Consider the following 24,292-nt stretch of genomic DNA (forward strand, 5'->3'; position numbering starts at 1 on the left):
CGGAGTGTGAGAGTGCAGCTTTCCTGCGCTGTCGCACTCCGCATCAGCGTGGGCGGGTCGTCGAGTAGAGGTGGCTGTCGCGGAACTGCTCGGCGGTCAGCGCGCGACCCACGACCACGATCGCCGTCCGCCTGATCCCGGCGTCGGCGACCTGGGCGGCGATGTCGGCGAGGGTGCCGCGGAGCACCACCTCGTCGTCCCGGCTCGCGTAGGCGACGACGGCGGCGGGGCAGTCCGCGCCGTAGTGCCCGGCCAGCTCCGGCGCCAGCTCGTCCAGCCGCTGCACGGCCAGATGCAGCACCAGCGTGGCCCCGGTCGCGGCGTACGCGGCGAGGGTCTCCCCCGGCGGCATCGGCGTCGACCGGGCCGACGTCCGGGTGAGGACGACGGTCTGCGCCACCCCCGGCACGGTCAGCTCCCGCTTCAGCGCCGCGGCCGCGGCGGCGAACGCCGGGACGCCGGGGACGACGTCGTACGGCACCCCGGCCGCGTCGAGCCGGCGCATCTGCTCGGCCATGGCGCTGTAGACCGACGGGTCGCCGGAGTGCAGCCGGGCGACGTCGAGACCGGCCTCGTGCGCGGCGACCAGCTCGGCGGTGATCTGGTCGAGGTCCAGGTCGGCGGTGTCGACCAGCCGGGCGCCGGCCGGCGCGGTGTCGAGCAGCTCGCGCGGCACCAGGGCACCGGCGTAGAGGCAGACCGGCGCCGAGGCGATCAGGCGGGCGGCGCGCAGGGTGACGAGGTCGGCGGCGCCCGGGCCGGCGCCGATGAAGTGCACGGTCACCGCGTCACGCTCCAGATCGTCACCGGCAGCGCGGGCCGCATCGCGGTGAAACCGCCCACCGGGTCGGCGTGCGACACCTGCAGCCGGGTCAGCCGGCCGCCGACCTCGGTGTGCCAGCGGGCCACCCACGCCTCGCTCTCCAGGGTCACCGCGTTGACCACCAGCCGGCCGCCGGGCGGCAGCGCCTCCCAGCACGCGGCGAGCAGCCCGGGCACCGTGACCCCTCCGCCGACGAAGACGGCGTCCGGGGTGGGGAGCCGGGCGAGGACCTCGGGCGCGGAGCCGTGCACGACCCGCAGGTAGGGCACCCCGAGCCGGCCGGCGTTGCGGGCGATCCGCGCCGCGCGCTCCTCGTCGTCCTCCACCGCGACCGCACGGCTGGTGGGGTGGGCCCGCATCCACTCGATGCCGATCGACCCCGAGCCGGCGCCGACGTCCCACAGCAGCTGGCCCGGCACGGCGGCCAGGCGCGACAGCGTGACCGCGCGGACCTCGGACTTGGTCAGCTGGCCGTCGGACTCGTAGGCGTGGTCGGGCAGGCCCGGCGTGATCGGCAGCGGCATCGTGCCGCGGTCGGCCCGGCACTCGACCGCGGTCACCACGAGCGCCGGCGCCGGCTCCGACCAGCCGGCCGCCGTGCCGGTGCGCACGCTCTCCTCGGGTCCGCCGAGACCGCCGAGCACCGTGACGACGCTCTGCCCGTACCCGCGGTCGGCCAGCAGCCGGGCCACCTGGGCGGGGGTCCCGCCGTCCGAGCCGAGCACCAGCAGCCGGGCGCCGGGGTGCACGTGCGGGTGCAGGAGCTCCACCGGCCGACCGACGAGGGTCACCACGCAGGTCTCCTCGACCGCCCAGCCCAGCCGGGCGCAGGCCAGGGAGACCGACGACGGCGCCGGCAGCACGCGGACCCGCCCGGCCCCGAGCAGGCGGGTGAGCGTGGTGCCGATGCCGGACAGCATCGGGTCGCCGCTGGCCAGGACGACGACGGCCCGCCCGGCGTGCTCCTCGAGCAGCCCGGGCAGGCTCTCGCTCAGCGGCGACGGCCACGGCACCCGCTCGGCCGCGACCGACTCCGGGACGAGCGCCAGCTGCCGCCGGCTGCCCAGCAGCACCTCGGCCCGCTCCACCTCGGCGCGCGAGGTGGGGGCCAGGCCGTCCCAGCCGTCGGCGCCGATGCCGACGACGACGACCGGGGTGTCGGTCACTGCGCTCCCTGGCGGGACTCGGCGAGCAGCCGCTCGCGCAGCTCCTCCGGCAGCCGGTCGACGTAGACGGTGCCGTCGAGGTGGTCGACCTCGTGCTGCAGACAGCGGGCCGCCATCCCGGTCGCCTCGATGCTCACCGGGTCGCCGTTCGTGTCGACGCCGTCGACCCGGGCCCGGAACGCCCGCGGCAGCTCCGCGTAGGGCCCGGGCACGGAGAGGCAGCCCTCCTCGGTGACCTCCTCGGCCGGCTCGTCGTCCACCGGGTCGAGGACCGTCAGCACCGGGTTCACCACGTAGCCGACGACGTCCTCCCCGGCGGCGTCCGGGCAGTCGATCACGAAGATCCGCGCGTCGACGCCGATCTGGTTGGCGGCCAGGCCCACGCCGTCGGCGGCCTCCATGCTGGCGAACATGTCGAGCACCAGTCGGCGCAGGTCGCGGCCGAACTCGGTGACCGGCGCGCACGGGCGGTGCAGGACGGGGTTGCTGCCGTACGTGACGATCGGGCGGGCGACGCCGTCGTAACGGCCGGGCAGGCGCATGCCCGCGATCCTAGGGACGGCGGTTGACACGATGGGCGGCGTGCGCGGCGACCGGGACCTGGCGACGGCGGCCGGGCTGGCGCTGGGCGCCGCCGCCGACCTGCTGCTGGCCGACCCGCGGCGGCTGCACCCGGTGGCCGGCTTCGGCACCGCGGCGGCCGCGCTGGAGCGGCTGACGTACCGGGACTCCCGGATGGCCGGCGCCGGATACGCCGCCGTCCTCGTCGGGACGGCGGGCGCGGCGGGGATCGCCCTGGACCGGTCCACCCGCGACCGGCACGTGATCCGCGCACTGACCACCGCCGCGGTCACCTGGGCCGTACTTGGCGGCACCTCGCTGGGCCGGGCCGCGCGGGGCGTGTACGTCCCACTGGTCGAGGGCGACCTGGCCGCGGCCCGCGCGCAGCTGCCGTCGCTGGCCGGGCGCGACCCCTCGGGCCTGGACGCCGGCGAACTCGCCCGCGCCACGGTGGAGTCGGTCGCCGAGAACGCTTGCGACGCCGCGGTGGCCCCGCTGTTCTGGGGTGCGGTGGCCGGACTGCCGGGGCTGGCCGCCTACCGGGCCGTGAACACCCTCGACGCGATGGTCGGTCACCGGTCGGCGCGGTACGCGCGGTTCGGCTGGGCCGCGGCGCGCGCGGACGACGTCGCCAACTGGCTGCCGGCGCGGCTGACCGCCGCGCTCACCGTGGCGGTCGCCCCCCTGACCGGTGCGTCGCCGGGCGGTGCATTGCGGACCTGGTGGCGCGACGGCGCGGAGCACCCGAGCCCCAACTCGGGACGGTGCGAAGCGTCGCTGGCCGGGGCACTCGGGCTGCGGCTGGGCGGCCGCAACGTCTACGGCAGCCGGGTGGAGGTGCGCCCGGCGCTCGGCGACGGCCGGCCCCCGCTCGCCGGTGACATCCCCCGGGCCGTGCGGCTGTCGCGGGCGGTGTGGACAGCGGCCGCCGGGGTCGCGGTGCTGTCCCGTCTGCTCCGACCGGGTAGAAGGAGCACGTGACGACGAGCAGCGGAACGGCCTCCGACAGCGACCGCTGGGCTCCGGGGGCGGTCAGCGGCCTGCACGTGCCCGCCGACGCCGAGGCGCTGCTCTCCGGGGGGACGGCGTTCCTGACCGAGGCGTTCCGGTCCTCCGGTGCGCTCTCCGGAGACAACTCGGTGAGCCGGATCGTCGCGTCGCAGGGGTTCGAGGCGGGCGGCACGGGCAAGAAGCTGCTGCTCACGGTGGCCTACGAGAAGCCCGGGCCGGGCCTGCCGGAGGAGCTCTTCGTCAAGTTCTCGCGGAACTTCGACAACGAGCTGTGGGACAGCGGCCGGCACCAGCTGGCCTCCGAGGTCGCCTTCGCCGTCCTGTCCCGGTCGCCGGACTTCCCGGTGCCGGTGCCGCTCGTGCTGTTCGCCGACGTCGACCCCGAGACCCACACCGGGTTGATCGTCACGGAGTGCATCCCCTACGGCCGCGACGGCGTGGAGCCGCACCACCCCAAGTGCCTGGACTACGTCGTGCCGGACCAGGTGGGCCACTACGAGGCGATCCTGCGCGGTCTGGCGAGGTTGTCGGGAGCGCACCGGGCCGGCCGGTTGTCCCCGGAGTTCGACCGGGAGTTCCCGTACGACCCCGCGGCGGGCGCCGCGACGGCCAAGGCCATGGCCAGGGCCCAGGTGCCGGGAGCCAAGGTCGTGCAGTGGGCGGAGCGGCTGTTCGACTTCGTCGACCGGTACCCGCAGCTCTTCCCCGCCCATGCGCGGGACGTGGCCTTCCGCGAGCGGTTCCTGACCGACATCCCCGTCGTGCTCGGCGCGGGTGAGCGGGTCACGGCCCTGCTGCACGGCAACCCGGACCTCATCGCGTTCGCGCACTGGAACGCCAACATCGACAACTGCTGGTTCCAGCGCGATGCGGAGGGCCGGCTGGAGGCCGGCTTCCTGGACTGGGCGAACGCCGGGCAGCTCAGCGTGGCCCAGTCGATCACCGGCGCGATCAGCGGCGCGGAGCCCTTCCTCTGGGACGAGCACCTCGACCAGTTGCTGACCGTGTTCATCGAGGAGTACGCGGCGGCCGGTGGCCCGCGGCTGGACCTCGACGAGCTGCGGCTGCACATCCTCGTGATGGCGGCGTCGGGCCTCCCGCACTCGATGGGTGCACCGATCGCGCTCACCCGCGAGGTCCCGGACCTCGAGTCGCTGGAGAGCAACCACGACCCGCGCCTGGTCGACCACGAGAACGCCCGGATCCAGCTGCACATGACGACGAAGCTGCTGCACCTCTGGGAGAGCCAGCACCTGGGCGACCTGATCCGCAGCCTCTAGCCGCTACCAGCTACCGGTCCGGCGTGGCGCCGTACCGCCTGCCCAGGCGTGCGCCGAGCCATGCCGCGGGCACAGTTGCCAGTCCGCAGGCCAGCAGCACGAAGCCGGCGGCGGCGCCCGAGACCACGAACTGCAGCACGACGAGCAGCGCGTACAGGCAGACGAGCGCGAGCAGTGCCCAGCAAGCTCCCCGAGGAAGACGACTCACGAGCGCTCGGGCACCGCGACTGCTGGTCGGCTGGTGCACGCAGCCGAGCGTAGGGCGGCTCGGTCGTCAGCGGACGACCGCGGGAGCCCCGCTGGGTGACACCCCTGTGCAACGCCACTCCGCCTCGGCCACTCTCGGTGCATGACCCGACGGGGAGATCGACTGCCGCTGGCAGGGGAGATCGGGTGGTTGCTCCTCTCGACAGCACTGCTGGTCATCGCGGCAGTGCAGAACCCGGGCCACTGGCGGCTCCTCTGGCTGGCGATGCTCGTCGTCAACACGGCCGTGGTCGGCTACCGGATCAGACGGATGTCGCGGCAGCTGGGAGCGCGGTCTGGTGCGTGACTCCGGGCCTGTCCTGGCACTCGCCGTCAGGCACACATCGCCGCCGCGAGCCCGACTGTCACTGTTGGACGCAAGTACTTGCGCGGATCTGTGGACAAGCCGCTGACCTGGGGAAAGGTGGTGTCGAACCCCCTCCGATCCGCTAGAATCGAACACACATTCGAAGCGGTCAGGAGGGGTCATGGGTGAGCTGCAGTCGGCACTGGACGCCCTGTCCGGCGTGGACCTGGACGAGCTCTCCGACGGGCCGCTGCTGGACCACGTGCGGGAGCTGGCCGTGGCGCGGAACCGGATCACCGCCGCGCTGACCCGTGCCGTCCGTCGTGCCGATGTCCGGGCCGCGTGCGAGCACGACGGCGCGAAGACGATGCAGTCCTGGCTGCGCGGGCACCTGCGGATGGCGGCCCCGACCGCCGGGCGGCTCGTCGGCCAGGGCCGGGCGCTGGACCACCTGCCGCTCACCGAGGGCCTGTTCACCGACGGAGAACTGGACGCCGACTCCGTCGAGGTGATCGCGGCGATCACCGAACCCAGGAACCGGGACAAGGCCGCCGCCCAGGGCATCGACCTGGCCTCGGTCGAGGCCGCGCTGCTGCTCGTCGCCACCCACGGCACCCACCGCGACCTGCGCATCGCCGTCACCGACTACCTGGCCAAGCTCGACCCCGACGGCCCCGAACCCGACCCCACCGAGGAGCGGGCCTTCACGATGGTCCAGCACCCCGACGGCACCTGGACCGTGCACGGCACCCTCGACCCCGTCGGCGGGCAGAAGCTGGCCACCGCCCTGGAATCCACCTCTGCCGCCAGCCGCTGCGCCGGCGACACCCGCAGCCGCGCCCAGCGCGACGGGGACGCCCTCGTGCAACTCGCTGACAACGCCCTCGCCTCCGGGCAGCTCCCGGTGCTGCGCACCGTCAAGCCGCACGTGATCGTCACCATCGGCATCGACGACCTCGTCGACCCCGCCACCGGGCATGGCGCCGCCACCACCGGTCTCGGCGCCACGATCTCCGCCGCCCGCGCCCGCTGGGCCGCGTGCGACTCCACGATCACCCGGATCGTGCTGGACCCCGACGGGCTGCCCATCGACGTCGGCCGCGACCACCGCGTCGTCCCCGCCCACATCCGCAAGGCCGTCGAACTGCGGGACAAGAAGTGCGTGTTCGCCGGCTGCGAAGCACCCCGCTGGTACTGCGACGTCCACCACATCATCGAGTGGATGAACGGCGGCCGAACCTCGGTCGGCAACTCCGCCCTGCTCTGCGAACGCCACCACGGCAAGGTCCACCACGGCTACCGCATCGAACGCGACGACACCGCCCCACCCGGACGACGATGGCGCACCTACCGCCCCGACGGCACCGAGATCATCGTCGGGACACCGCTCCTCGCTTGACCCCGCACACACCACCGCCCACCCGCGACCGAGAGGTCAGCGGGTGGGCGGCATGCGCATGTGCGGGCTGGGCGGTCAGACGTCGCTGTCGCGGTCCTCGGGCTTCTTCGAGGTCTCGATCTCGGTGTCGGTGAGCGGCACGCCGCTCTCCTCGTCCATGCCTCCGCGCTCGACGTCCTGGCCGTTGGTGGGTTCGCTCATGCCGAGCCCCTACCCCCGGGCTCCGGCCGATCCACCTGCCTCGTGGGGCCATCCGTCAGGCCGCGAGATCCGTCAGAACAGGTCGACCGGCACCGACGGCGTGAGCTGCCAGGCGGCGGGCACCGTGGCGGACGTACCGCCCTGCACCGGGGCCAGGTCGAGCACCAGCCGGGTGGGCTGGAACGCCTCCGCGTAGCCGATCCGCGCCTGCGCGCCCCAGTGCCGGGCGGAGGCGACGACCGCGTCGGGCTCGACCATCGCGGACTTCTCCACCTGCGTGGCGTGCGCGGCCAGGGCGGCGATCTTGCCGGACAGGTGGGCGGTCACGTCGGCGTAGACGGTCGGCGTGAACGACAGCGTCGACGGGCTCTGGTAGTGCAGCACCCGGGGCAGCCGGCGGGCCGCACCCTGCGTCGCCGAGGCGACGGCGCGGTGGTCCTGGTGGCTGTCGTCGGGCGCGTGCACGTAGACGAGGTCGGCGCGGCTCATGCGCAGCACGCGCTCGATCAGGCGGACCGTGTCGGAGTCCGGGACGACCTCGCAGTCGCGCAGTCCGCCCCAGACCAGGCGCGCCCCGATCATCTCGGCGGCCCGTTCCTGCTCCGCGCGCCGGCCGGCCCCGCGAGCACCGTCGCCGGGCCCGTTCTCACCGCCGGTCACCACGAGCATCGTCACGGTGTCACCCGCCGCCACGTGCGCCAGGAGCGTGCCGCCGCAGCCGAGCTCGATGTCGTCGGGGTGCGCGCCGATGGCCAGCACGCTGCGTCCCGCGATCCCGGTGTACCCGCCGTCCATGGCCGGTGTCCTCCGCTCCGGGGCGACACGCGCCGCCCGATGCACCTCCATCGGCATCTGCGCGGGGTGCCTCCAACGAAACGGCCCGGGCCTCCCCCCTGAGGGGGAGACCCGGGCCGGGTGGTGGATGAGCGCTCAGCCGACCAGACGCGGAGCCGGGACGAGACGGTGCGAGGCCGGGACGACGTCCTCGGCCCGCCGCCGCGGCACGGGCGCGAGGTCCATGACCATCCGCGTCGGCGCGAACGCCTCCGCGTAACCGATCCGCGCCTGCGCGCCCCAGTGCCGTGCCGAGGCGACGACGGCATCTGGCTCGACCATCGCCGACAGGTCCACCTGCGAGGCGTGCGCGCCGAGGGCGTGCAGCTTGCCGGTGAGGTGCGCGGTCACGTCGACGTAGACGGTCGGGCTGAACGACAGCGTCGACGGGCTCTGGTAGTGCAGCACCCGCGACAGCCGCCGGGCCGCGCCCTGCGTCGCCGAGGCGATGGCGCGGTGGTCCTGGTGGCTGTCGTCGGGCGCGTGCACGTAGACGACGTCGGCACCGGTCTCCTCGAGCACGCCCTCGATGAGGGCGACCGTGCCGGCGTCGGCGGTCAGCATGCAGTCGCGCATGCCACCCCAGACCAGGCGGGCACCGAGGCTGCGCGCGGCGGCCTCCTGCTCGAGCCGGCGACCGGTGACCTGCGCCGGGTCGCCGGGACCGTTCTCGCCCCCGGTCATGACCAGCATGGTCACGCTGTCCCCCGCCGCGGCGTGGGCGAGCAGCGTGGCGCCGCACCCCAGCTCGACGTCATCGGGATGGGCCCCGATGGCGAGGACGCTGCGCATGCCGGTCAGGCCGCCGCGTCGACCGACGGCGCGCCGCCGGAGAGCCGCGCCATCCGGCGGCGGAAGCGGTAGAGCATCGCCGCGCCGACGACGCCGGCCGCGCCCAGGCCCACCGCGGTCCCCGTGCCGTTGCCGTCGGCCGGGAGCTGGGTGGTGGGCGGGCAGACCGTCGCGTACTGCACGTAGTACGAGTACTGGAGGGTCGTGCCGTTGAGGACCCAGCGGGCGTTCTGCTGGAAGATCTCGGCGTAGGTGAGCTTCACGGTCCAGGCACCGTGCACGGTGCCGGAGTAGAACGTCTTGGGCTGCTGCCCCTGCAGGCGGGTCGGGTACACCTGGTTCGTGGTGCCGTACTCGAACTTCTTCTGGCCGGCAGCCGGGCCCTGGTAGCCGAGGACCACCCAGAACGTGCCGTCGCCGTTGTCGCGGTAGCAGTCGACGATCGGCGTGACCTCGCCGGCAGCCGAGGCGGTGCCGGGCGTGAAGATCGTGGCCAGTGCCGCGATCACCCCGATCGCGGCGATCCGTGCGAATCGCGCGCGGATGCGCGAGCCGGTCTTCGTGCTGGTGCCTGCCATGGCGTCGTCCCTCGGGTGCTCCGGAGCGGCCTTCCCGCTCCACCCGGGTGGCATCGGACGATCCGGCCCCGGACTGGAGGGTCTGCGGCCGCGGATCACCCCATCGAGGGAGCGGCCGGTCAGGCGACCGCGTCGGAGGGGGCTCCGCGGGTCCGCCGCCGGCGGCGCCACACCTCGAGCAGCAAGACGCCCGAACCGGCCAGGCCAGCCGCGCCCGAGGCCATCGCCGGTCCCCAGCCGTTGCCGGTGGCGGGCAGCTGCGTCGAGGCCGGGCACACCGTCCCGTAGGTCACCGCGGAGGAGTACTGCAGCGTCCGGCCGTCGAGGACCCAGCGGGCGTTCTGGTTGAAGACCTGGTCCAGCGAGACCCGGACGGCGAAGGCGCCGTGCACGGTCCCGGTCTCGAAGGTCGTGGGCTGCCCGCCGTTCAGCGCCGCGGGGAACATCTGGTTCTGCGCTCCGAGCGGGATCGTCGGCCGCGTCGCGCTGTTCGTGTAGCCGAGCACGGCCCAGTAGGTGCCGTCGCCGTTGTCGCGGTAGCAGTCGAAGATCGGCGTGATGCTCCCGGCGGCGGACGCCGTCCCGGGAGTGACGACCAGCGCGACCGCCGCGATCGCCCCGATCACCGTCAGCCGCGCGAGTCGCGTGCCGATGCGCCGGCCGATCGCCGCAGGGATCCCCACCATGACCTCGTCCTCCACCTCTGGGAGCGGTCGATCGCTCCACCGGGGTGGCATCGGACGCTCGTGCGGGCGACTGGAGGGGCGGGCGCCGGCAGCTCACCCGTCCGGGCGGGACCGCTCAGGCGGGGGTGACGGCCCCGGTGAGCAGGTCGAGGGCGAGCGCGGCGGCGGCGGGGAACGAGTCGACGACCGCCTCGGCCGCCGGCTCGTCGGGGGCGTGTGCGTACTCGCCCTGCCGGATCCGGATCGCCCGGGCGCCCACCGCGGCGGCCACCGCGACGTCCTTGCCCGGGCGGTCGCCGATGACCAGCAGCCGCTCCGCGGGGACCCCGAGGGCGTCCGCGAGCGCGACCAGGCCGACCGGGGACGGCTTGCGCGCGGCCCGGCCGCCCAGCGTGTCGGTCACCAGGACCGGCCCGAGCAGCGGCCGCAGGCCGGTGGCGGCCACCTTCGCGTCCTGGATCACCGGGTTGCCGTCGGTCAGGCAGCCCAGCGGGGCGACGGCGGCCAGCGCCGCCAGCGCCTCCGGCACGCCCGCGTAGGGCGCCAGGGAGTCGGGCTCGTGCCCGGTGAAGGCGGCCACCAGCGGCGGCACCAGGGCCGGCAGGTCGCCGGCCGGGACCCCGGCCGCCAGCAGCGCCCGGTCGATGGTGCCGCCGGCATCGGACCCGGCGGCCAGCTCGCGGACGAGCGCGGCGTGCACGCGGACGCCGTCGACGCCGAGGCCGGTCGCTGCGACGCCGACGGCGGCAGCGGCGCCGGCCAGGTAGTCGGCCTGCGGGTAGAGCGTGTCGTCGAGGTCGACGACGACGGCCAGCGGCGGGAGCCCCGTCACCAGGGCAGCCGCCCGTCGGTGAAGTCGGGCTCCTCGATGGCCAGCAGGGCGTCGGTGGCCTCGTCGGCGAGGATCGCGGCGACCTGCGGACCGGTGGTGCCGTCGCCGTACGGGCAGGGCAGCGACGCCGCCCGCGCCTGCTCGGCCGGGGTGGTGTGCCGGGCGGCGGCGGCAAGGACGGCGTCGGCGGCGGAGTCGTCGGCCAGGCTCGCCAGCGTCGTGGTGCCGGCCTCGACGCCCTCCCAGCGTGGCGTCGAGCCGCGCAGCACGACGACCGGCACGCCGAGGTAGGCGGCCTCCTCCTGGATGCCACCGGAGTCGGTGACGGCGATCCGGGCCGAGGCCAGGGCGGCCAGCAGCTCGTCGTAGCCGACGGGCCCGGTGAGCGCGATGTCCGGGTGCTCGAGCCCGGCGTCCAGGCCGGTGGCGGCGAGACGGCCCGCGGTCCGCGGGTGCACCGGGAAGGTCACCGGTCCGACCTGCTCGGCCAGCGACCGGATGATGCCGACCAGGCGCTTGAGCCGCACCGGGTCGTCGACGTTGGTCGGCCGGTGCGCGGTGACGAGGACCCCGCGGCGCTCGGCGAGCGGCACGGCCTGCACGCCGCGCGCGACGAGGGTGTCGACGACGGGGTTGCCCACCACGAACACCCGCTCGGCAGGCACCCCCTCGGCGGCGAGGAAGGCCGCGGCGCGGCGGGTCGGGGCCAGGTGGAGTGCGGCGACCGCGGCGGCCACCCGGCGGTTGACCTCCTCGACGCTGCGCGGGTTGAGGCTGCGCAGCCCGGCCTCGAGGTGGGCGAAGGGGACGCCGGCGCCCCGGGCCGCCAGCGCGTACGCCGGCACGGTGTTGGTGTCGCCGAGCGCGAGGACGACGTCCGGACGGAAGTCGGCGACCGCGCGGGCGGCGTCGGCGTACAGCGCACCGAGCCGGCTCGCGGGCGAGTCGGTGGGCAGCGCGAAGCGGTGCGTCGGGGTGAGGCCGAGGGTCTGCTGCAGCTCCCCGGCCAGCGCCGGGTCGGTGTGCTGCCCGGTGTCGACGACGTCGACGCGGTGACCGGCGTCGGTCAGCGCGGCCACGACGGGAGCGAGCTTGACCACCTCCGGGCGGGTGCCGAAGGGGACGAGGACGGAACGGGTGCGGCTCATGCGCGCACCCCGAGCGCGGCGGAGGGGTCGGCCACGGGGCTGCCGTCCTCGGCGGTGAAGACCTCGGCGAAGTAGCGCCGCATGCTCACCCCGGGGGTGAACCAGAGCTGCTGCGGCTGCCGCTCGGGCTCGCGGATGCCGGTGAGGTAGGCGCTGACGACGTCCGCCCCGGCGGCGAGGGTCAGCGGGAGACCGCCGGAGAACCGGGGGTTGATCTCCACGACCGTCGCCGTCCCGTCGGCGGCCACGAAGCCCTGCACGTTGGCCGGCCCGGTCAGGCCGACGGCCTCCAGGGCCCCGGCGACGACGTCGGTCACGGCGATCGAGTCGAACGTCGTGCCCTTCACCGAGATGCCGGCCTTGGTCTCCTCCCGCCACCGCGGGACGACGGTGAGCAGGTCGCCGGTGCGGGCGACCAGCGCGTCGGCGGTGAACTCCCGCCCGGCCAGCCGGGTCTGGGCGATCAGGGACCCGTCGGTGCGCAGCGCCTCGACCACGGCCGACCGCCGGTCCAGCAGCTGCAGGCCGCGGCTCCCCCGGCCGGCCCGCGGCTTGACGATCCACGGCCCCGGGACCTCGACCAGGCCGGCCGGGTTGTCCGTCGTGGCGGGGTGCGGCACCCCGGCCAGCCGCATCGACCGGGCGAAGGCGGACTTGTCACAGCAGATCTCCACGCTCACCGGGTCGGACAACCAGGTGGCGATCCCGGCGGCGGCCAGCCGGTCGGCCCCCGCGGTGAGCGCGGGCAGCTCCTCGGCCACCGTGGGCACGAGGGCGTCGACGCCGTGCACCGTGGCGACGCCGATGAGCGCGTCGATGAAGTGCGGGTGGTCCGCGCGCGGGACCATCACGCCGACGTCGGCCAGCAGGCAGCCGGTCGCCCGCGGGTCCGCGTCGGCGGCGACCACCCGGTGGCCGAGGGCCGTCAGCCGGCGGATCACCGCGACCCCGGCGGGGCCGCCGGCCCCGGTGACGAGGACGGCCGCGCCCGGCGCGGCGGGACCACCGGCGGCATACGGCCGCGCGTCGAGGGTGGAGGTCACCGGGGCATCTCCTCGGGGTGGGGCGGGTGGACCGGACGGGCGAAGCTGAGCTGCCGCTGGGGAGGACGGCTGTGGCGTCCCACCGGAGGAGGCGGCGGGGAGGGTGGGACGGCCATCCGGGCGACGGCCGCGATCCGGGTGGTCTCGTCGGTCAGCCCGGCGCCGTCGGTCTCGTCGGTGGCCGGCTCGTCGTCGTCCTGGGGGTCGCGGGCCAGCAGCCAGCCGCGGGCCCACAGCCGCAGGGAGGCCACCCGGTGCGAGGTGATCGGCTCCCACTGCCGGGCGGCGATGGCCAGGGCCAGGCAGTCCAGGACCAGCGGGTCCTCGTCGTAGGTGGCCACCGCGACCAGCGAGGCGGTGTGCGCGCCCAGTCCGTCGCCGACGAGCTCCCGGACGCGCGCGATGCGGGCCTCGGTCGGGAGGTGGCCGATGCGGTAGTCGATCCGCCCGCTCTCCCGCCGCGCGGCCAGCCGGCGCGACAGCCAGCCCGGGAAGACGTAGCGGTGCAGGAGCCCGGTCAGGGTCGTGCGGCGGCGCGTCGACGTCCCGGCGGCGGGCTCCTCCAGGACGACGCGGTAGCCGAGGCCCGGCCGGGCCCAGCTGTCGGGACGCTGGGCGGTGTGCCGGCCGTCGACGTCCTGCTCGGCGCGCTCCCGCGACGGGAGCGTCAGCCAGACCATGAGCAGGAAGCCGGCGAGTGTGGCCACGAGGTTCCAGAGCGTGCCGACCCAGTCGTGGAACAGCACGAGGGCGGCGTCGCCCCACCACATCCCGGCCAGGGCCGACAGCAGCAGCCGCAGGTGGTTGAGCACCAGCAGCGCGGAGATCGCGACGACCAGGCCCCAGAGGGCGTGCAGCTTGCGGCTGCGCAGCACGACGGCGGTCAGGGCCGTGAGACCGAGCACGGAGAGGATCGACGAGCACGACGCCGTCACCACGGCGTCGATGACCGCGCCCCCCTCGGGGAACAGCAGCACGTGCCCGGGCAGCACGTCCGACGCCCGCCCGGGATAGATCCAGGACATGACCTGGGCCAGGCCGCGGGCCTCCAGCTCCTGCATCGGCTGCGACAGGTAGCGGAAACCGAGCAGGCAGATCGCCGCGGCGAGCACCAGGTCGCCGGCGACGGGCAGCAGCCGGCGACCGCTCCCCCGCCGGATGAGACCGGGGCGGCGGGCCGGCGGCGGCGCGACGACGGTGGTCACCGGCTCCCCCTCTCCTCGGGGGCGGGTCCGGCGGCGGCGAAGCTGCGCGGCCGGCCCGGGGCGGCCGGCGCCACCGGGGCCGGCTCCAGGGCGCGGGCGAGCGGGGTCGGCGCCAGGACGGTCGAGGTGGCACCGGAACGGGTGGTCTTCACCCACGTGTAGGGGCGACCGAGCATGCCGTCGACGTACGCGCGGCTGGTGATCCAGATGGAGAGGGCGAACGCGGGCAGGAAGCCCAGCAGCCGCCACGCCGACCGGCGCTCGACCCGGCCGATGAGCAGGCCGACGCACAGCTCGGCCAGCGGGCCGACGAACAGCAGCATCGACAGCGGCAGCACCGCCACGGCCGGCAGGTCCCCGATGCCGAAGGCCCGCAGCACGGTGAGCAGCACGCCGAGGCCGGCGAAGACGGGCACGTGGTAGACGAGCAGGAACAGCGTCGTCTCGAACTTCTCGAGCAGCGACAGGTGCCTCGAGCGCATCAGCGGGCGCCAGTAGTCGCGCAGGCACTTCTGGTGGCCGCGGGCCCAGCGGTAGCGCTGCTTCCAGAAGCGCTGGGCGGTGACGACCGCCTCCTCGTAGTCGATCGCCGAGACGTCGTAGCGCACCCGCTGGCCGGCCATGACGATGCGCAGGGTGAGGTCGGTGTCCTCGGTGACGGTCTCGGGGTTCCAGCCGCCGAGCGAACGCAGGGTCGACATCCGCACCGCGCAGTTGGCGCCGCCGTAGGCGGGCAGCTCGAACAGGGCCTGGCGGCCGTACTCGTTGACCAGGTAGCCGGACAGGTAGTCGACGAAGACGGTGCCGGCCATGTGCGAGTCCTGGCCGTTGCGGATCACGCAGCGGCCCATGACCGCGCCCACCGAGGGGTCGCGGAAGTGCCGCACCAGCCGGCGCAGGGCCGTCGGCTCGGGCTCGTGGTCGGCGTCGAAGACGAGCACGACCTCGGCCTCGACCAGGGTCAGGGCGTCGTTCAGGGCACCGGACTTGCCACCGCCGGAGCCGACCGCCCGGTGCAGCACCCGGAGCCGCGGCTCGACCGCAGCCCAGGCGTCGAGCTTGGCGCCGGTCGCGTCGTCGGAGCCGTCGTCCACGACGACGAGGGTCAGCCGGTCGGCGGGGTAGTCCAGGGCCAGCAGCGCCGTGACCATCCCGTCGACGACGAGCTCCTCGTTCTTGCAGCCGACGAAGACGGCGACCTTCGGGGTGTAGCCCTCCAGGCCGACGTCGGCGGCGAGGAGGTCACGCTCGGCCCAGCGGGCGGCGGCGACGGCGAAGGCGAGGTGCCGGCAGAAGTAGATGCCGAAGACCACGTTCAGCGCCCCGGCGATGACCCCCAGGACCGGGTCGGCGCCGTAGAGCCAGATGAGACCCGCGAGCACGACGACGTACAGGAGGAGGACCCAGCGTCTCCCCTCGGGCCGTGCGCTGCCGTGGGCCACCGACCCCTCCTCCGGACGCGGGCACGCGAGCGGTGGAGCGACCACTCCACCTCAAGGCCTCATCGGCAGTCCGGGGCCCGACCTCAAGCGGAACGCACCCCGACGCGGCCGACCGGCGCCGACGACAGGTCGCGGGCCGGCGTGCGCCCCGCGGCGCGCCCCTCAGTGGGCCCCTCGGCGCGAGCCGCGGCGCGAGCCCCGGCCGGCACCCGGGCGAGGACGCCGCGGGGCGCGGGCGGGACCGGGAACCCGGACAGGTCGACCCGGGCGTGGCTGGCCGGCGGATCGGCCGGGCCACGGCCGCCGCGCACCGCCACCACCAGCGTGGTGACGGCGAGGGCGCCGAGGGCGAGGAGGAGGAACAGGACGAGGACACCACCGAGAGTCATGGGAGCAGCGTGGCACCGAGTGGACTGGTCTTTTCGAGTCCACTGCGGCATGGTGGCCTGCATGCCACCCGCCATCGAGCAGTCCACTCCGGCCCAGGAGCTGGCCAGTCTGGTCGGATCGCTGGAGAACGCACCCGGACCGCGGTACCTCGCTCTCGCCCGGCGGGTCCAGGAACTGCTCTCCACCGGACGCCTCGCCGCGGGCGGCCGGCTGCCCGCGGAGCGCGAGCTCGCCGCCGCCCTCGGACTCTCCCGCGTCACCGTCGCGTCGGCCTACCGCGAGCTGCGCGAGTCCGGTCACGCCACCACCCGGCACGGCTCGGGGACCGTGACCGAGCTGCCCGGCGGCACCGCGCTGGGCCCGGCCTGGGGCGTGCACAGCACCGACCCGCGGGTGCTCGACCTCGCCCACGCCGCGCTGGAAGCGGCCCCGGAGATGACCGGCGCCTACCGGGAGGCCCTGGTGGCGCTCCCCGCGTTCGCCGCCGGCCACGGCTACTCCGGCGACGGCCTGCCCGAGCTCCGCCAGGCGCTGGCCGACCGGTACACCGCCCGCGGGCTGCCCACCGACCCCGACCAGGTGCTGGTCACCGCCGGCACCGGGGACGCCACCGACGTCGTCCTGGCCGCGCTGCTGCAGCCGGGCGACCGGGTCCTGGTCGAGCACCCGACGTACCCGGGGATCCTCGGCGCGGTCGAGCAGCACGGCGGGCGGTGCCTGCCCGTGCCGGTGGACGCCGCCGACCCCGACGCCCTCATCGGCGCGGCCCAGCTGGCGGCGCGGCAGAGCAGCCCGCGGCTGGCGTTCCTGATGCCCGACTTCTCGAACCCGACCGGTGCCCGGGTGACCGCGGCCGGACGGCGGCGGCTGGCGGCGACGCTGTGGCAGCAGGGAGTCCTCACCGTCGTCGACGAGGTGAGCTCCGAGCTGTACCTCGACGAGGGCCCGCTCCCCCCGTTCGCCGCGGGCCTGCCGGACGCGGCCACGGTGACCGTCGGCGGGCTGTCCAAGTCGGTGTGGGGTGGCCTCCGGATCGGCTGGGTGCGGGCGGACGCGGCGCTCGTCGCCCAGCTGGGCGAGGTCCTGCGGCGGCGCCAGCTGTCGGTGGGCGTGGTCGACCAGCTGGCCGCCGTGACCCTCGTCCGGGACCTGGACGCCGTCCTCCAGGGGCGCCGCGCGACGCTGCGCGAGCGCCGGGACCTGCTGCGCGCCGAGCTCGCCCGGCAGCTGCCCACGTGGACGGTCCCGCGGCCGGCCGGCGGACTGTCGCTGTGGTGCACGCTCCCACCTGGGCTGAGCTCGGCCGCCCTGGTCGCCGCGGCGGCTCCGCTCGGGCTGCTGCTGGCGGAGGGCCGGGCGTTCGGCACCGGGCACGCCTTCGACGACCACCTGCGGCTGCCGTTCACCCGGCCGGCCGACCAGCTGTACCGCGCGGTGGAGCTGCTCGTCCAGGCCGAGGAGGCGGTCCGCGGCGGCGCCGACCGGCGGACGGGCGCCCGGGCACTCAGCGTGGTGTGAGACCGGGGGGTCTCGGGTGCGCGCCGGTCGGGCAGGAACTAAAGTCAGGGTGCGGCTGCGCCCCCTCGGGCCGGCCACGAGTGCGCAGGTCGAAACCACGGCCGAGCGGATCGCCGCCGGACAGTCGGCGGAGCCCCCGTGGAGTTCGCCATGACCACGATCCCTGCCCCCTCTCCCACCCGGCGCCGGATGGCGGACGTCCCGGCGGCGCCGCCGTCGCCACCCCTGTCGGCGGCACCTCTCCCACCGGCGGCCGACCGCGTGCACGACCTCGAACTCGAGGTCGCCCAGATGCGGACCGCGATGGCCAGCCGCGCGGTCATCGAGCAGGCCAAGGGCATCCTCATGCTCCTGACCGGCTGCACCGAGCAGGTCGCCTTCGACGTGCTCACGCACATCTCGAGCACGACCCACCGCAAGGTGCGCGAGCTCGCGGTGGCGATCACCGACTCGGCCTGCGGTCGCTCGGCGCTGCCGGCCGACGTCCAGGACGCCATCCGCGACGTCTGCCCGCCCCGCCGCTGACCGTCCGCGCCCGACCTGGCGTCGGGGGCGGAAGGAGCACCCGGCAGGATGCCGGGTGCCCGCGGCCGGTACCGACCGCGCCGGGGCACGACGGAGCGGGGGGCGCGGCGTGCTCTACGGAGTCGCGAGGTTCGTGCTGCGACCGCTGTCCCGCGCGGTCCTCCGCACCCGCGTCACCGGGCAGGAGAACGTGCCGGCCACCGGCCCGGTGATCCTGGCCAGCAACCACCTCTCCTTCATCGACAGCATGGTCATCCCGCTGTCGGCGCCGCGCCGGGTCCGCTACCTGGCCAAGGCCGAGTACTTCACGACGCCGGGGGTCGGCGGGTGGTTCACCCGCACCCTGTTCTCCGCGCTCGGCGCCCTGCCGGTCGAGCGGGAGACCTCCCGCGCCGCCCAGGCCGCGCTCGACACCGCCCTGGGCGTGCTGCACGACGGCGACGCCTTCGGCATCTACCCCGAGGGCACCCGCTCCCGCGACGGCCGGCTGGCCCGCGGCAAGACCGGCGTCGCCTGGCTCGCGCTGACCGCCGGCTGCCCCGTCGTCCCGGTGGCGGTGTCGGGGACCGACCGGGTCCAGCCGGTCGGCGCCACCTGGCCGCGGCCGCACCGCGTGACGGTCACCTTCGGCCCGCCGCTGACCTTCCCCGAGCACCAGGGAGCGGCCCGCAACGGTCGGGCCCGCCGCGAGGTCACCGACCGGATCATGGAGGCGATCGCCGAGCTGTCCGGCCAGGAGAAGGCCGGCTGGGGCGAGCCGCGCGAGGTCGCGTGAGCGGCGCCGCATCCGGGCGCGGCGCCGCCGGCGGCGCCCTCCTCGTCGCCGGCACGACCTCCGACGCCGGCAAGTCGGTCGTGACCGCGGGCATCTGCCGCTGGCTGGCCCGCCAGGGCGTGTCCGTGGCGCCGTTCAAGGCGCAGAACATGAGCAACAACTCCATGGTCACCGCCGACGGCGCCGAGATCGGCCGCGCCCAGGTGATGCAGGCCGCGGCGGCCCGGGTCGAGCCCGAGGCGCACATGAACCCGGTGCTGCTCAAGCCCGGCGGCGAGGACTCCTCGCAGGTCGTCGTCCTCGGCCGGCCGGTCGCCGACGTGACCGCGCTGTCCTACCGGCCGATGAAGGCGGCCCTGCTGGAGCAGGTGCTGGCGTCGCTGGCCCACCTGCGGTCGCGGTTCGACGTCGTCGTGTGCGAGGGCGCCGGCTCGCCCACCGAGATCAACCTCCGCGCCGACGACATCGCCAACATGGGGCTGGCCACGGCGGCCCAGCTGCCGGTCGTGGTCGTCGGCGACATCGACCGGGGCGGGGTGTTCGCCGCCCTCTACGGCACGGTCGCGCTCATGCCGCCGGCCGACCAGCGACTGGTCGCCGGGTTCCTGGTCAACAAGTTCCGGGGCGACGTCCGGCTGCTGTCCCCCGGGCTCGACGAGCTGGCCCGCCTCACCGGCCGGCCCACGCTGGGGGTGCTGCCCTGGCTGCCGGGCGCCGCGCTCGACGTGGAGGACTCCCTCGGCGTGCCCACCGGCGTCTCCTCGGCCGGACCGCCGCACGGGGCGGACGTGCTGCGCGTCTCGGTGGCCCGGCTCCCCCGGCTGTCGAACTTCACCGACCTCGACGCGCTGGCCGCCGAGCCCGGCGTCCTGGTGCGCTACGCGACCCGGCCCGAGGAACTGGCCGACGCCGACCTGGTCGTGCTGCCCGGGACGCGCTCGACCGTCGCCGACCTGGGCTGGCTGCGGGAGTCCGGGCTGGCCGAGGCGGTCGCCCGGCGCGCCGCCGAGGGGCGTCCGGTCCTGGGCATCTGCGGGGGGAACCAGATGCTGGCGCGGACGATCACCGACGAGGTCGAGTCGCGGGCCGGTGCCGTGGCTGGGCTCGGCCTGCTGCCGACGGACGTGGTCTTCGCCCGGGAGAAGACGCTGGGCCGCCCGGTGGGGACGGCGTTCGGCCGGCCGGTGCGCGGCTACGAGATCCACCACGGGGTGGTCGCGGTCGACGACTCCGCCGAGCGCTTCCTCGACGGCGCCCGGGCCGGGTCCGTGTGGGGCACCACCTGGCACGGCACGCTGGAGGACGACGAGTTCCGGCGGGCCTTCCTCACCGAGGTCGCCCGGGCGGCCGGACGGCGCTTCGTGCCCGCGCCCACCACGTCGTTCGCCGCGCTCCGCGAGGCCCGGCTGGACGCGCTGGGCGACCTGGTCGCCGAACACGCCGACACCGACGCCCTCTGGCGGCTGATCGAGTCGGGGCCCCCCGCGGACCTGTCGCTGCTGCCGCCCGGGGCCGCACCGCGCTGAGCCGTCGGCGGCTCCCGCTACCGTCGAGGGCGTGACCGAACCGACGCCGGGAGCACTGGCCGTCTACCGCGCGCCGAACCGGATCCCCCTGGACAAGGTGATCGACCGGGTCGACGACCACTGCCGGGCGTTCATCGAGATCTCCCCGTGGGCGACCCTGGCCACCGCCGACGCCGAGGGCTGGCCCGACGTCTCGCCCCGCGGTGGCGAGCGCGGCTTCGTCAAGGTCCTCGACGAGCACCGGCTGGTGCTGCCCGACCGCCCGGGCAACAACCGGATCGACAGTCTGCGCAACATCGCCGCCAACCCGAGGGTCGCGCTGATGTTCCTCGTGCCGCGGATCGAGGAGGTGCTGCGGGTCTACGGGACGGCGACCATCGTCGGCCCCGACGACCTCGACCTCGACCTCACCGAGTTCGGCAAGCCGCCGCTGTCGGTGCTGGTCGTGGACGTGCAGCGGGCCTACTTCCAGTGCGCGAAGTCGCTGATCCGCTCCGGGATGTGGGCTCCGGACAGCTGGGGGGACCGGGGCGACTTCCCGGCCATCGGCACGGTCTTCCGCGACCACTGCGACCTGCCGGCACCGCTGCCCCCGGACGACGTCCTGCGGGCGGGCCTGCTGCCCGAGCTCTGAGAGCGCCCGGTTGACCGGGCGGCGGGGCCGGAGCACCCTCCGCCGTCATGGCCCAGCAGGAGGCACGACCCTCCCTGTACGAGTTCGCCGGTGGTGCGTCGGCCCTCCTCGCACTGGCGCGGGCGCACCATGACCGGTGCCTGGCCGACCCCGAGCTGAACCACCCCTTCTCGCACGGGGTGCACGCCGAGCACGTCGAGCGGCTGGCGGCCTACTGGGGCGAGGTGCTCGGCGGTCCGCCGGCGGCGTCCACGGCCGGGATCGACCAGCCCGCCGTCCTGCTGATGCACGCGCACAACGGCGACATCGACGACCTGGGGAGGCGGTTCCTCGCCTGCTTCGTGGCCGCGGCCGACGACGCCGGGCTCCCCGCCGACCCGGCGTTCCGGGCCGCCCTCGCCGCGTACATGACCTGGGCCGTCGACGACGTGCTCGCCGTGTCGCCGGTCGACGCCGTGGTGCCCACAGACGCACCCATGCCGCGCTGGTCGTGGGAGGGGCTGCAGCGCCCGACGTGAGCGGCGCCGACGGTCCTCGTCCTGTCGGTGCCGTGTCCTAGCGTCCCGGCATGGCTACCGAGTTCCAGGTGACGATCGACGCGACCGACCCGCACGTCCTGGCCGACTGGTGGGCCGAGGCGCTGGGCTGGGGGGTCGAGCCCAGCGACGAGGACTTCATCCGGCGGATGGTCGCGGAGGGGCACGCGTCGGAGGACGACACGACCACCCACCGCGGCGTGCTGGTGTGGACCCTGGGGGCGGCGCTGCGTTCTCCCGACCCGGGCCGGCCGCGGGTGCTCTTCCAGCGGTCGACCGAGGAGAAGACGGTCAAGAACCGCGTGCACCTGGACCTGCACGTCGGGGCCGAGAAGCGGGAGGCCGAGGTCGCCCGCCTGCTGGCCATGGGCGCCCGGGAACTCTGGCGGGCCGGGCAGGGCCCGCTGGTGTGGGCCACGCTCGCCGATCCCGAGGGCAACGAGTTCTGCGTCGCCTGAGGGCTCAGCCGGCCAGGATGTCCCGGGCGAGCCGGCGGGAGGCGACGGTGCGCTCGGCCGCGGCCCGACTGCGGCTGCGCCGGCGCTTGCGCTCCGTGCCGAGATAGCGCGCATCCTCGACGAGCTGGAAGGCCGCCAGCACGCTGGCCTTCACCTCGCGCGGGTGCAGGACGTGGGACGGCACGGGCTCGGCCGAGGTCATGGGCCTCTCCTCTCGGAACGGGCCCCCCGGACCGTCCGAGACACATGGTGCCCCCCTATCGGCGTACCGAACCCAATCCGTGACCATTTGGTGCCGATGTGTCACGAGTGACACCTGGGCCGTCCAGGACGATCGGCACGGTGCCGTCCTCCGGCGCCGCGACCGCCGCTGCGGGGGCTCCGTACCGTGCCCGCATGGCGTCTCCCGTACGGCGGCTGGCCGCACTCCTCCGCTCCTCGCTCGGCGCCGCTGCGCGCACCGCCGGCCGGCCGGCCGCCGCACCGCCGCGGGCCCGACCGGCAGCCGCGAGACCGGCGCCCACGGACGGCCCGGCCGACGCCGACCTGGAGTACCGGCCGCGCGCCGACGGCCACCCCGATCCCGGCGAGGTCGTCTGGGCCTGGGTGCCCTACGACGAGGGCGACGGCCGCGGCAAGGACCGTCCGGTGCTCGTGATCGGCCGCCGCGGCCGCGACCTGCTCGGCCTGATGCTGACCAGCAAGGACCACGACCGGGATGCCGCCGACGAGGCGCGCCACGGGCGGTCCTGGATGGACGTGGGCACGGGTGCATGGGACTCGTCGCGGCGGCCCAGCGAGGTGCGGCTGGACCGCCTGCTGGTGCTCGAGCCGGCGAAGGTGCGCCGCGAGGGCGCCGCGCTCGACCGGACGCTGTTCGACGACGTCGTCGCCGCCGCGCGCCGCACCCAGGGGTGGTAGGTCAGCCGGCCGCCTCGTCGCGGTCCCGGCGGCGGGCCGGCGTGCGCAGGTGGTAGACCCCCGCCGCGCCGGGGAGTTCCTGCAGGTCGTAGCGGCTGACCACCTTGGGTCCGTCGTGCAGGTGCACGTGGGTCACCGTGGGCAGCGGGTCACCGTGCCGCGCCGGGCGCACCTCGACGCGGCCGTCGAGCGGGCCGCCGACGAACAGCAGCACCGTGTCGTCGGACTCCACCTGCTCGGACAGCTCGCTCCCCCTCGTCGCGTCGGACACCCGGTCGAGGGTAGGCGTGCCGGACGACGGAAGACCGTCTTCCGGGAGTTCTCCTGTGCACGAGGGGCCGACGGGTCGGGCCGTCTCGCGCGCGAAACGCTCAGGCGGCTCGGCGCAACCAGCGGGCCAGGAGCGGCGCCGTCCCGAGCATCACGAACAGCCGCAGCACCTGGACGGCGAGCACGAAGGTGGCGTCCGCGCCGCCGTCGGTCGCCGTCGCGAGGACGGCGTAGAGCCCGCCGGGCGTGGTGGCGAGGTACGCGTCGAGCTGGCTCGCCCCCGTGACCGCCGCCAGGACGACGCCCAGCCCGGCGCTGGCCGCGATCACGCCGGCGATCACGGCGAGCGCCAGGGGCAGCGCCCGGCCGATCGTGCGCAGGCTCGCCCGGTCGAAGTTCAGGCCGACGTTCAGCCCGATGACGACGAAGGCGGCCGCGCCCAGAAGCGCCGGCACCTCCGCGCCGCCGGACAGGCCCGAGAGGTCCAGCGCCGCGGCGACCACGAGCGGGCCGAGCAGCGCGGGGACTGGCACGTGCAGCAGCCGCGCCAGCAGCACGCCGGCGACCGCGCACCCCGCGGTGAACAGCAGCCCGAGCGGCCACCCCGGAGCGGCGTCGTCCGCCGGTCCGCCGCCGGAGCCGGGCGAGGCGCCGTAGACCGCCGTCGCCGCGACCGGCATGAGCAGGACGATGAGCAGCACCCGCAGGTACTGGAGGACGGCGACCATCCGGTCGTCGGCGCCGAGGTCCCGGGCCATCGCGGTGATCCCGGAGGCACCCCCGGCGATCATCGCGAACGCGCCGGTGACGGGGCTGATGCCCGGCTGCAGCCGCAGCAGCAGTCCGGCCACGAGGCTCAGCGCCAGGGTGCCGAGCACCACGAGCAGGACCGGCAGCCAGTCCTCGCCCAGCGCGGCGAGGGTGTCGACGTCGACCAGCGAGCCGATCGACACCCCGAGCGTCGCCTGCGCCGCCAGGACCGCCGGCCGCGGGAAGGCCAGCCGCCGGGAGCCGGCCAGTCCCCGGACCAGCCCGGCGAGCAGGCCGCCGAACAGCGCCGCCGAGGGGAGGCCGAGGGCGGCGAGGACCACGCCGGCGACTCCCGCCGCGGCGACGACCGAGGCGACGTCAGCCCACCGCCGCCGCCCGCTCATCGCGCTCAGTCTCCTCGGCCGGGGTTCCTGC

General features: G+C 75.4%; 30 protein-coding genes. 12 read left to right on the plus strand and 18 right to left on the minus strand.

Annotated elements, in window-relative coordinates; translation table 11 throughout:
- Nucleotides 1-43 precede the first annotated feature (43 nt).
- Genes cobM through def form a run of 3 tightly spaced genes read right to left on the minus strand, consistent with a single transcriptional unit; the run spans nt 44 to nt 2,531 of the window.
- Entirely contained in the window at nt 44-784 is a 741-nt protein-coding gene (gene cobM, locus N555_RS0108595) for a precorrin-4 C(11)-methyltransferase (RefSeq protein WP_029431088.1), read from the minus strand.
- Nucleotides 781-1,989 (minus strand): bifunctional cobalt-precorrin-7 (C(5))-methyltransferase/cobalt-precorrin-6B (C(15))-methyltransferase, encoded by a 1,209-nt coding sequence (locus tag N555_RS0108600; RefSeq protein ID WP_029431089.1) that lies wholly within the window; start codon nt 1,987-1,989, stop codon nt 781-783. The genes cobM and N555_RS0108600 overlap by 4 nt, the downstream gene beginning before the upstream one ends.
- Nucleotides 1,986-2,531: a peptide deformylase gene (gene def / locus N555_RS0108605; RefSeq protein ID WP_029431090.1), complete on the minus strand. Its 546-nt coding sequence runs from the start codon at nt 2,529-2,531 to the stop codon at nt 1,986-1,988. Before def ends, N555_RS0108600 begins: the two co-directional genes overlap by 4 nt.
- 40 nt (nt 2,532-2,571) lie before the next feature.
- On the opposite strand from def, the gene N555_RS0108610 reads away from it, so the two are divergent.
- Nucleotides 2,572-3,531, plus strand: a complete 960-nt coding sequence (locus tag N555_RS0108610; protein ID WP_231502662.1) for a cobalamin biosynthesis protein — start codon at nt 2,572-2,574, stop codon at nt 3,529-3,531.
- Complete coding sequence (locus N555_RS0108615; protein ID WP_051683855.1) at nt 3,528-4,841, plus strand: hypothetical protein; 1,314 nt, start codon at nt 3,528-3,530, stop codon at nt 4,839-4,841. Before N555_RS0108610 ends, N555_RS0108615 begins: the two co-directional genes overlap by 4 nt.
- A gap of 10 nt (nt 4,842-4,851) precedes the next feature.
- Here the strand turns inward: N555_RS0108615 and N555_RS0108620 are convergent, their stop codons facing one another.
- A complete protein-coding gene (locus tag N555_RS0108620; protein WP_029431093.1) occupies nt 4,852-5,088 on the minus strand; it encodes a hypothetical protein in 237 nt (78 codons plus the stop codon).
- A 102-nt stretch (nt 5,089-5,190) separates the two neighbouring features.
- On the opposite strand from N555_RS0108620, the gene N555_RS27850 reads away from it, so the two are divergent.
- On the plus strand, nt 5,191-5,394 hold the full coding sequence (locus tag N555_RS27850) for a hypothetical protein (RefSeq protein WP_156036264.1): 204 nt from the start codon (nt 5,191-5,193) through the stop codon (nt 5,392-5,394).
- A gap of 181 nt (nt 5,395-5,575) precedes the next feature.
- Nucleotides 5,576-6,793 (plus strand): HNH endonuclease signature motif containing protein, encoded by a 1,218-nt coding sequence (locus tag N555_RS0108630; protein WP_029431094.1) that lies wholly within the window; start codon nt 5,576-5,578, stop codon nt 6,791-6,793.
- Nucleotides 6,794-6,868: 75 nt separating this feature from the next.
- Here the strand turns inward: N555_RS0108630 and N555_RS28945 are convergent, their stop codons facing one another.
- The 11 genes from N555_RS28945 to N555_RS0108685 all read right to left on the minus strand — a co-directional run bounded on the left by N555_RS28945 (nt 6,869) and on the right by N555_RS0108685 (nt 15,943).
- The gene (locus tag N555_RS28945; protein WP_255347346.1) at nt 6,869-6,994 is read right to left on the minus strand and encodes a hypothetical protein; all 126 of its coding nucleotides are present in this window, start codon (nt 6,992-6,994) and stop codon (nt 6,869-6,871) included.
- A gap of 72 nt (nt 6,995-7,066) precedes the next feature.
- Nucleotides 7,067-7,789, minus strand: coding sequence for a PIG-L deacetylase family protein (locus N555_RS0108640; RefSeq protein WP_081866076.1), 723 nt, complete (start codon nt 7,787-7,789; stop codon nt 7,067-7,069).
- A 135-nt stretch (nt 7,790-7,924) separates the two neighbouring features.
- Entirely contained in the window at nt 7,925-8,620 is a 696-nt protein-coding gene (locus N555_RS0108645) for a PIG-L deacetylase family protein (protein WP_029431096.1), read from the minus strand.
- 5 nt (nt 8,621-8,625) lie between these two features.
- Complete coding sequence (locus N555_RS0108650; protein WP_029431097.1) at nt 8,626-9,198, minus strand: hypothetical protein; 573 nt, start codon at nt 9,196-9,198, stop codon at nt 8,626-8,628.
- 119 nt (nt 9,199-9,317) lie between these two features.
- Nucleotides 9,318-9,884 (minus strand): hypothetical protein, encoded by a 567-nt coding sequence (locus tag N555_RS0108655; RefSeq protein WP_156036266.1) that lies wholly within the window; start codon nt 9,882-9,884, stop codon nt 9,318-9,320.
- 115 nt (nt 9,885-9,999) lie between these two features.
- Complete coding sequence (locus N555_RS0108660; RefSeq protein ID WP_029431099.1) at nt 10,000-10,716, minus strand: HAD family hydrolase; 717 nt, start codon at nt 10,714-10,716, stop codon at nt 10,000-10,002.
- Complete coding sequence (wecB, locus tag N555_RS0108665; protein ID WP_029431100.1) at nt 10,713-11,864, minus strand: non-hydrolyzing UDP-N-acetylglucosamine 2-epimerase; 1,152 nt, start codon at nt 11,862-11,864, stop codon at nt 10,713-10,715. Before wecB ends, N555_RS0108660 begins: the two co-directional genes overlap by 4 nt.
- Complete coding sequence (locus tag N555_RS0108670; protein WP_051683856.1) at nt 11,861-12,907, minus strand: ATP-grasp domain-containing protein; 1,047 nt, start codon at nt 12,905-12,907, stop codon at nt 11,861-11,863. The genes wecB and N555_RS0108670 overlap by 4 nt, the downstream gene beginning before the upstream one ends.
- Nucleotides 12,904-14,112, minus strand: coding sequence for an exosortase/archaeosortase family protein (locus N555_RS0108675; RefSeq protein WP_029431102.1), 1,209 nt, complete (start codon nt 14,110-14,112; stop codon nt 12,904-12,906). Before N555_RS0108675 ends, N555_RS0108670 begins: the two co-directional genes overlap by 4 nt.
- Nucleotides 14,109-15,554, minus strand: coding sequence for a glycosyltransferase family 2 protein (locus N555_RS26725; RefSeq protein WP_081866078.1), 1,446 nt, complete (start codon nt 15,552-15,554; stop codon nt 14,109-14,111). Before N555_RS26725 ends, N555_RS0108675 begins: the two co-directional genes overlap by 4 nt.
- A gap of 83 nt (nt 15,555-15,637) precedes the next feature.
- Entirely contained in the window at nt 15,638-15,943 is a 306-nt protein-coding gene (locus N555_RS0108685) for a hypothetical protein (RefSeq protein WP_029431104.1), read from the minus strand.
- Between the two features lie 61 nt (nt 15,944-16,004).
- On the opposite strand from N555_RS0108685, the gene N555_RS0108690 reads away from it, so the two are divergent.
- From N555_RS0108690 to N555_RS0108720, 7 genes are all read left to right on the plus strand, one after another.
- Complete coding sequence (locus N555_RS0108690) at nt 16,005-17,462, plus strand: MocR-like transcription factor YczR (RefSeq protein WP_034509558.1); 1,458 nt, start codon at nt 16,005-16,007, stop codon at nt 17,460-17,462.
- Nucleotides 17,463-17,612: 150 nt separating this feature from the next.
- Nucleotides 17,613-17,987, plus strand: a complete 375-nt coding sequence (locus N555_RS26730) for an ANTAR domain-containing protein (RefSeq protein WP_156036272.1) — start codon at nt 17,613-17,615, stop codon at nt 17,985-17,987.
- Between the two features lie 133 nt (nt 17,988-18,120).
- The gene (locus N555_RS0108700; RefSeq protein WP_231502663.1) at nt 18,121-18,762 is read left to right on the plus strand and encodes a lysophospholipid acyltransferase family protein; all 642 of its coding nucleotides are present in this window, start codon (nt 18,121-18,123) and stop codon (nt 18,760-18,762) included.
- Nucleotides 18,759-20,288, plus strand: a complete 1,530-nt coding sequence (locus tag N555_RS0108705; RefSeq protein ID WP_029431108.1) for a cobyric acid synthase — start codon at nt 18,759-18,761, stop codon at nt 20,286-20,288. Before N555_RS0108700 ends, N555_RS0108705 begins: the two co-directional genes overlap by 4 nt.
- Before the next feature lie 31 nt (nt 20,289-20,319).
- On the plus strand, nt 20,320-20,922 hold the full coding sequence (locus N555_RS0108710) for an MSMEG_1061 family FMN-dependent PPOX-type flavoprotein (protein WP_029431109.1): 603 nt from the start codon (nt 20,320-20,322) through the stop codon (nt 20,920-20,922).
- 47 nt (nt 20,923-20,969) lie between these two features.
- Nucleotides 20,970-21,440 (plus strand): globin domain-containing protein, encoded by a 471-nt coding sequence (locus N555_RS0108715; RefSeq protein WP_029431110.1) that lies wholly within the window; start codon nt 20,970-20,972, stop codon nt 21,438-21,440.
- A 50-nt stretch (nt 21,441-21,490) separates the two neighbouring features.
- A complete protein-coding gene (locus tag N555_RS0108720; RefSeq protein WP_029431111.1) occupies nt 21,491-21,916 on the plus strand; it encodes a VOC family protein in 426 nt (141 codons plus the stop codon).
- A 4-nt stretch (nt 21,917-21,920) separates the two neighbouring features.
- Here the strand turns inward: N555_RS0108720 and N555_RS0108725 are convergent, their stop codons facing one another.
- Nucleotides 21,921-22,118 (minus strand): hypothetical protein, encoded by a 198-nt coding sequence (locus N555_RS0108725; RefSeq protein WP_029431112.1) that lies wholly within the window; start codon nt 22,116-22,118, stop codon nt 21,921-21,923.
- Between the two features lie 194 nt (nt 22,119-22,312).
- Between N555_RS0108725 and N555_RS25775 the strand changes: the two genes are divergently transcribed.
- Nucleotides 22,313-22,837: a type II toxin-antitoxin system PemK/MazF family toxin gene (locus N555_RS25775; RefSeq protein ID WP_081866105.1), complete on the plus strand. Its 525-nt coding sequence runs from the start codon at nt 22,313-22,315 to the stop codon at nt 22,835-22,837.
- Nucleotide 22,838: 1 nt separating this feature from the next.
- Here the strand turns inward: N555_RS25775 and N555_RS0108735 are convergent, their stop codons facing one another.
- Together N555_RS0108735 and N555_RS0108740 are read right to left on the minus strand one after the other, a co-directional pair.
- Nucleotides 22,839-23,108, minus strand: coding sequence for a hypothetical protein (locus N555_RS0108735; protein WP_081866079.1), 270 nt, complete (start codon nt 23,106-23,108; stop codon nt 22,839-22,841).
- Between the two features lie 100 nt (nt 23,109-23,208).
- Nucleotides 23,209-24,261 (minus strand): AbrB family transcriptional regulator, encoded by a 1,053-nt coding sequence (locus tag N555_RS0108740; protein ID WP_029431115.1) that lies wholly within the window; start codon nt 24,259-24,261, stop codon nt 23,209-23,211.
- Nucleotides 24,262-24,292 lie beyond the last annotated feature (31 nt).

This window comes from Blastococcus sp. URHD0036, assembly GCF_000701365.1.
GTDB lineage: Bacteria > Actinomycetota > Actinomycetes > Mycobacteriales > Geodermatophilaceae > Trujillonella.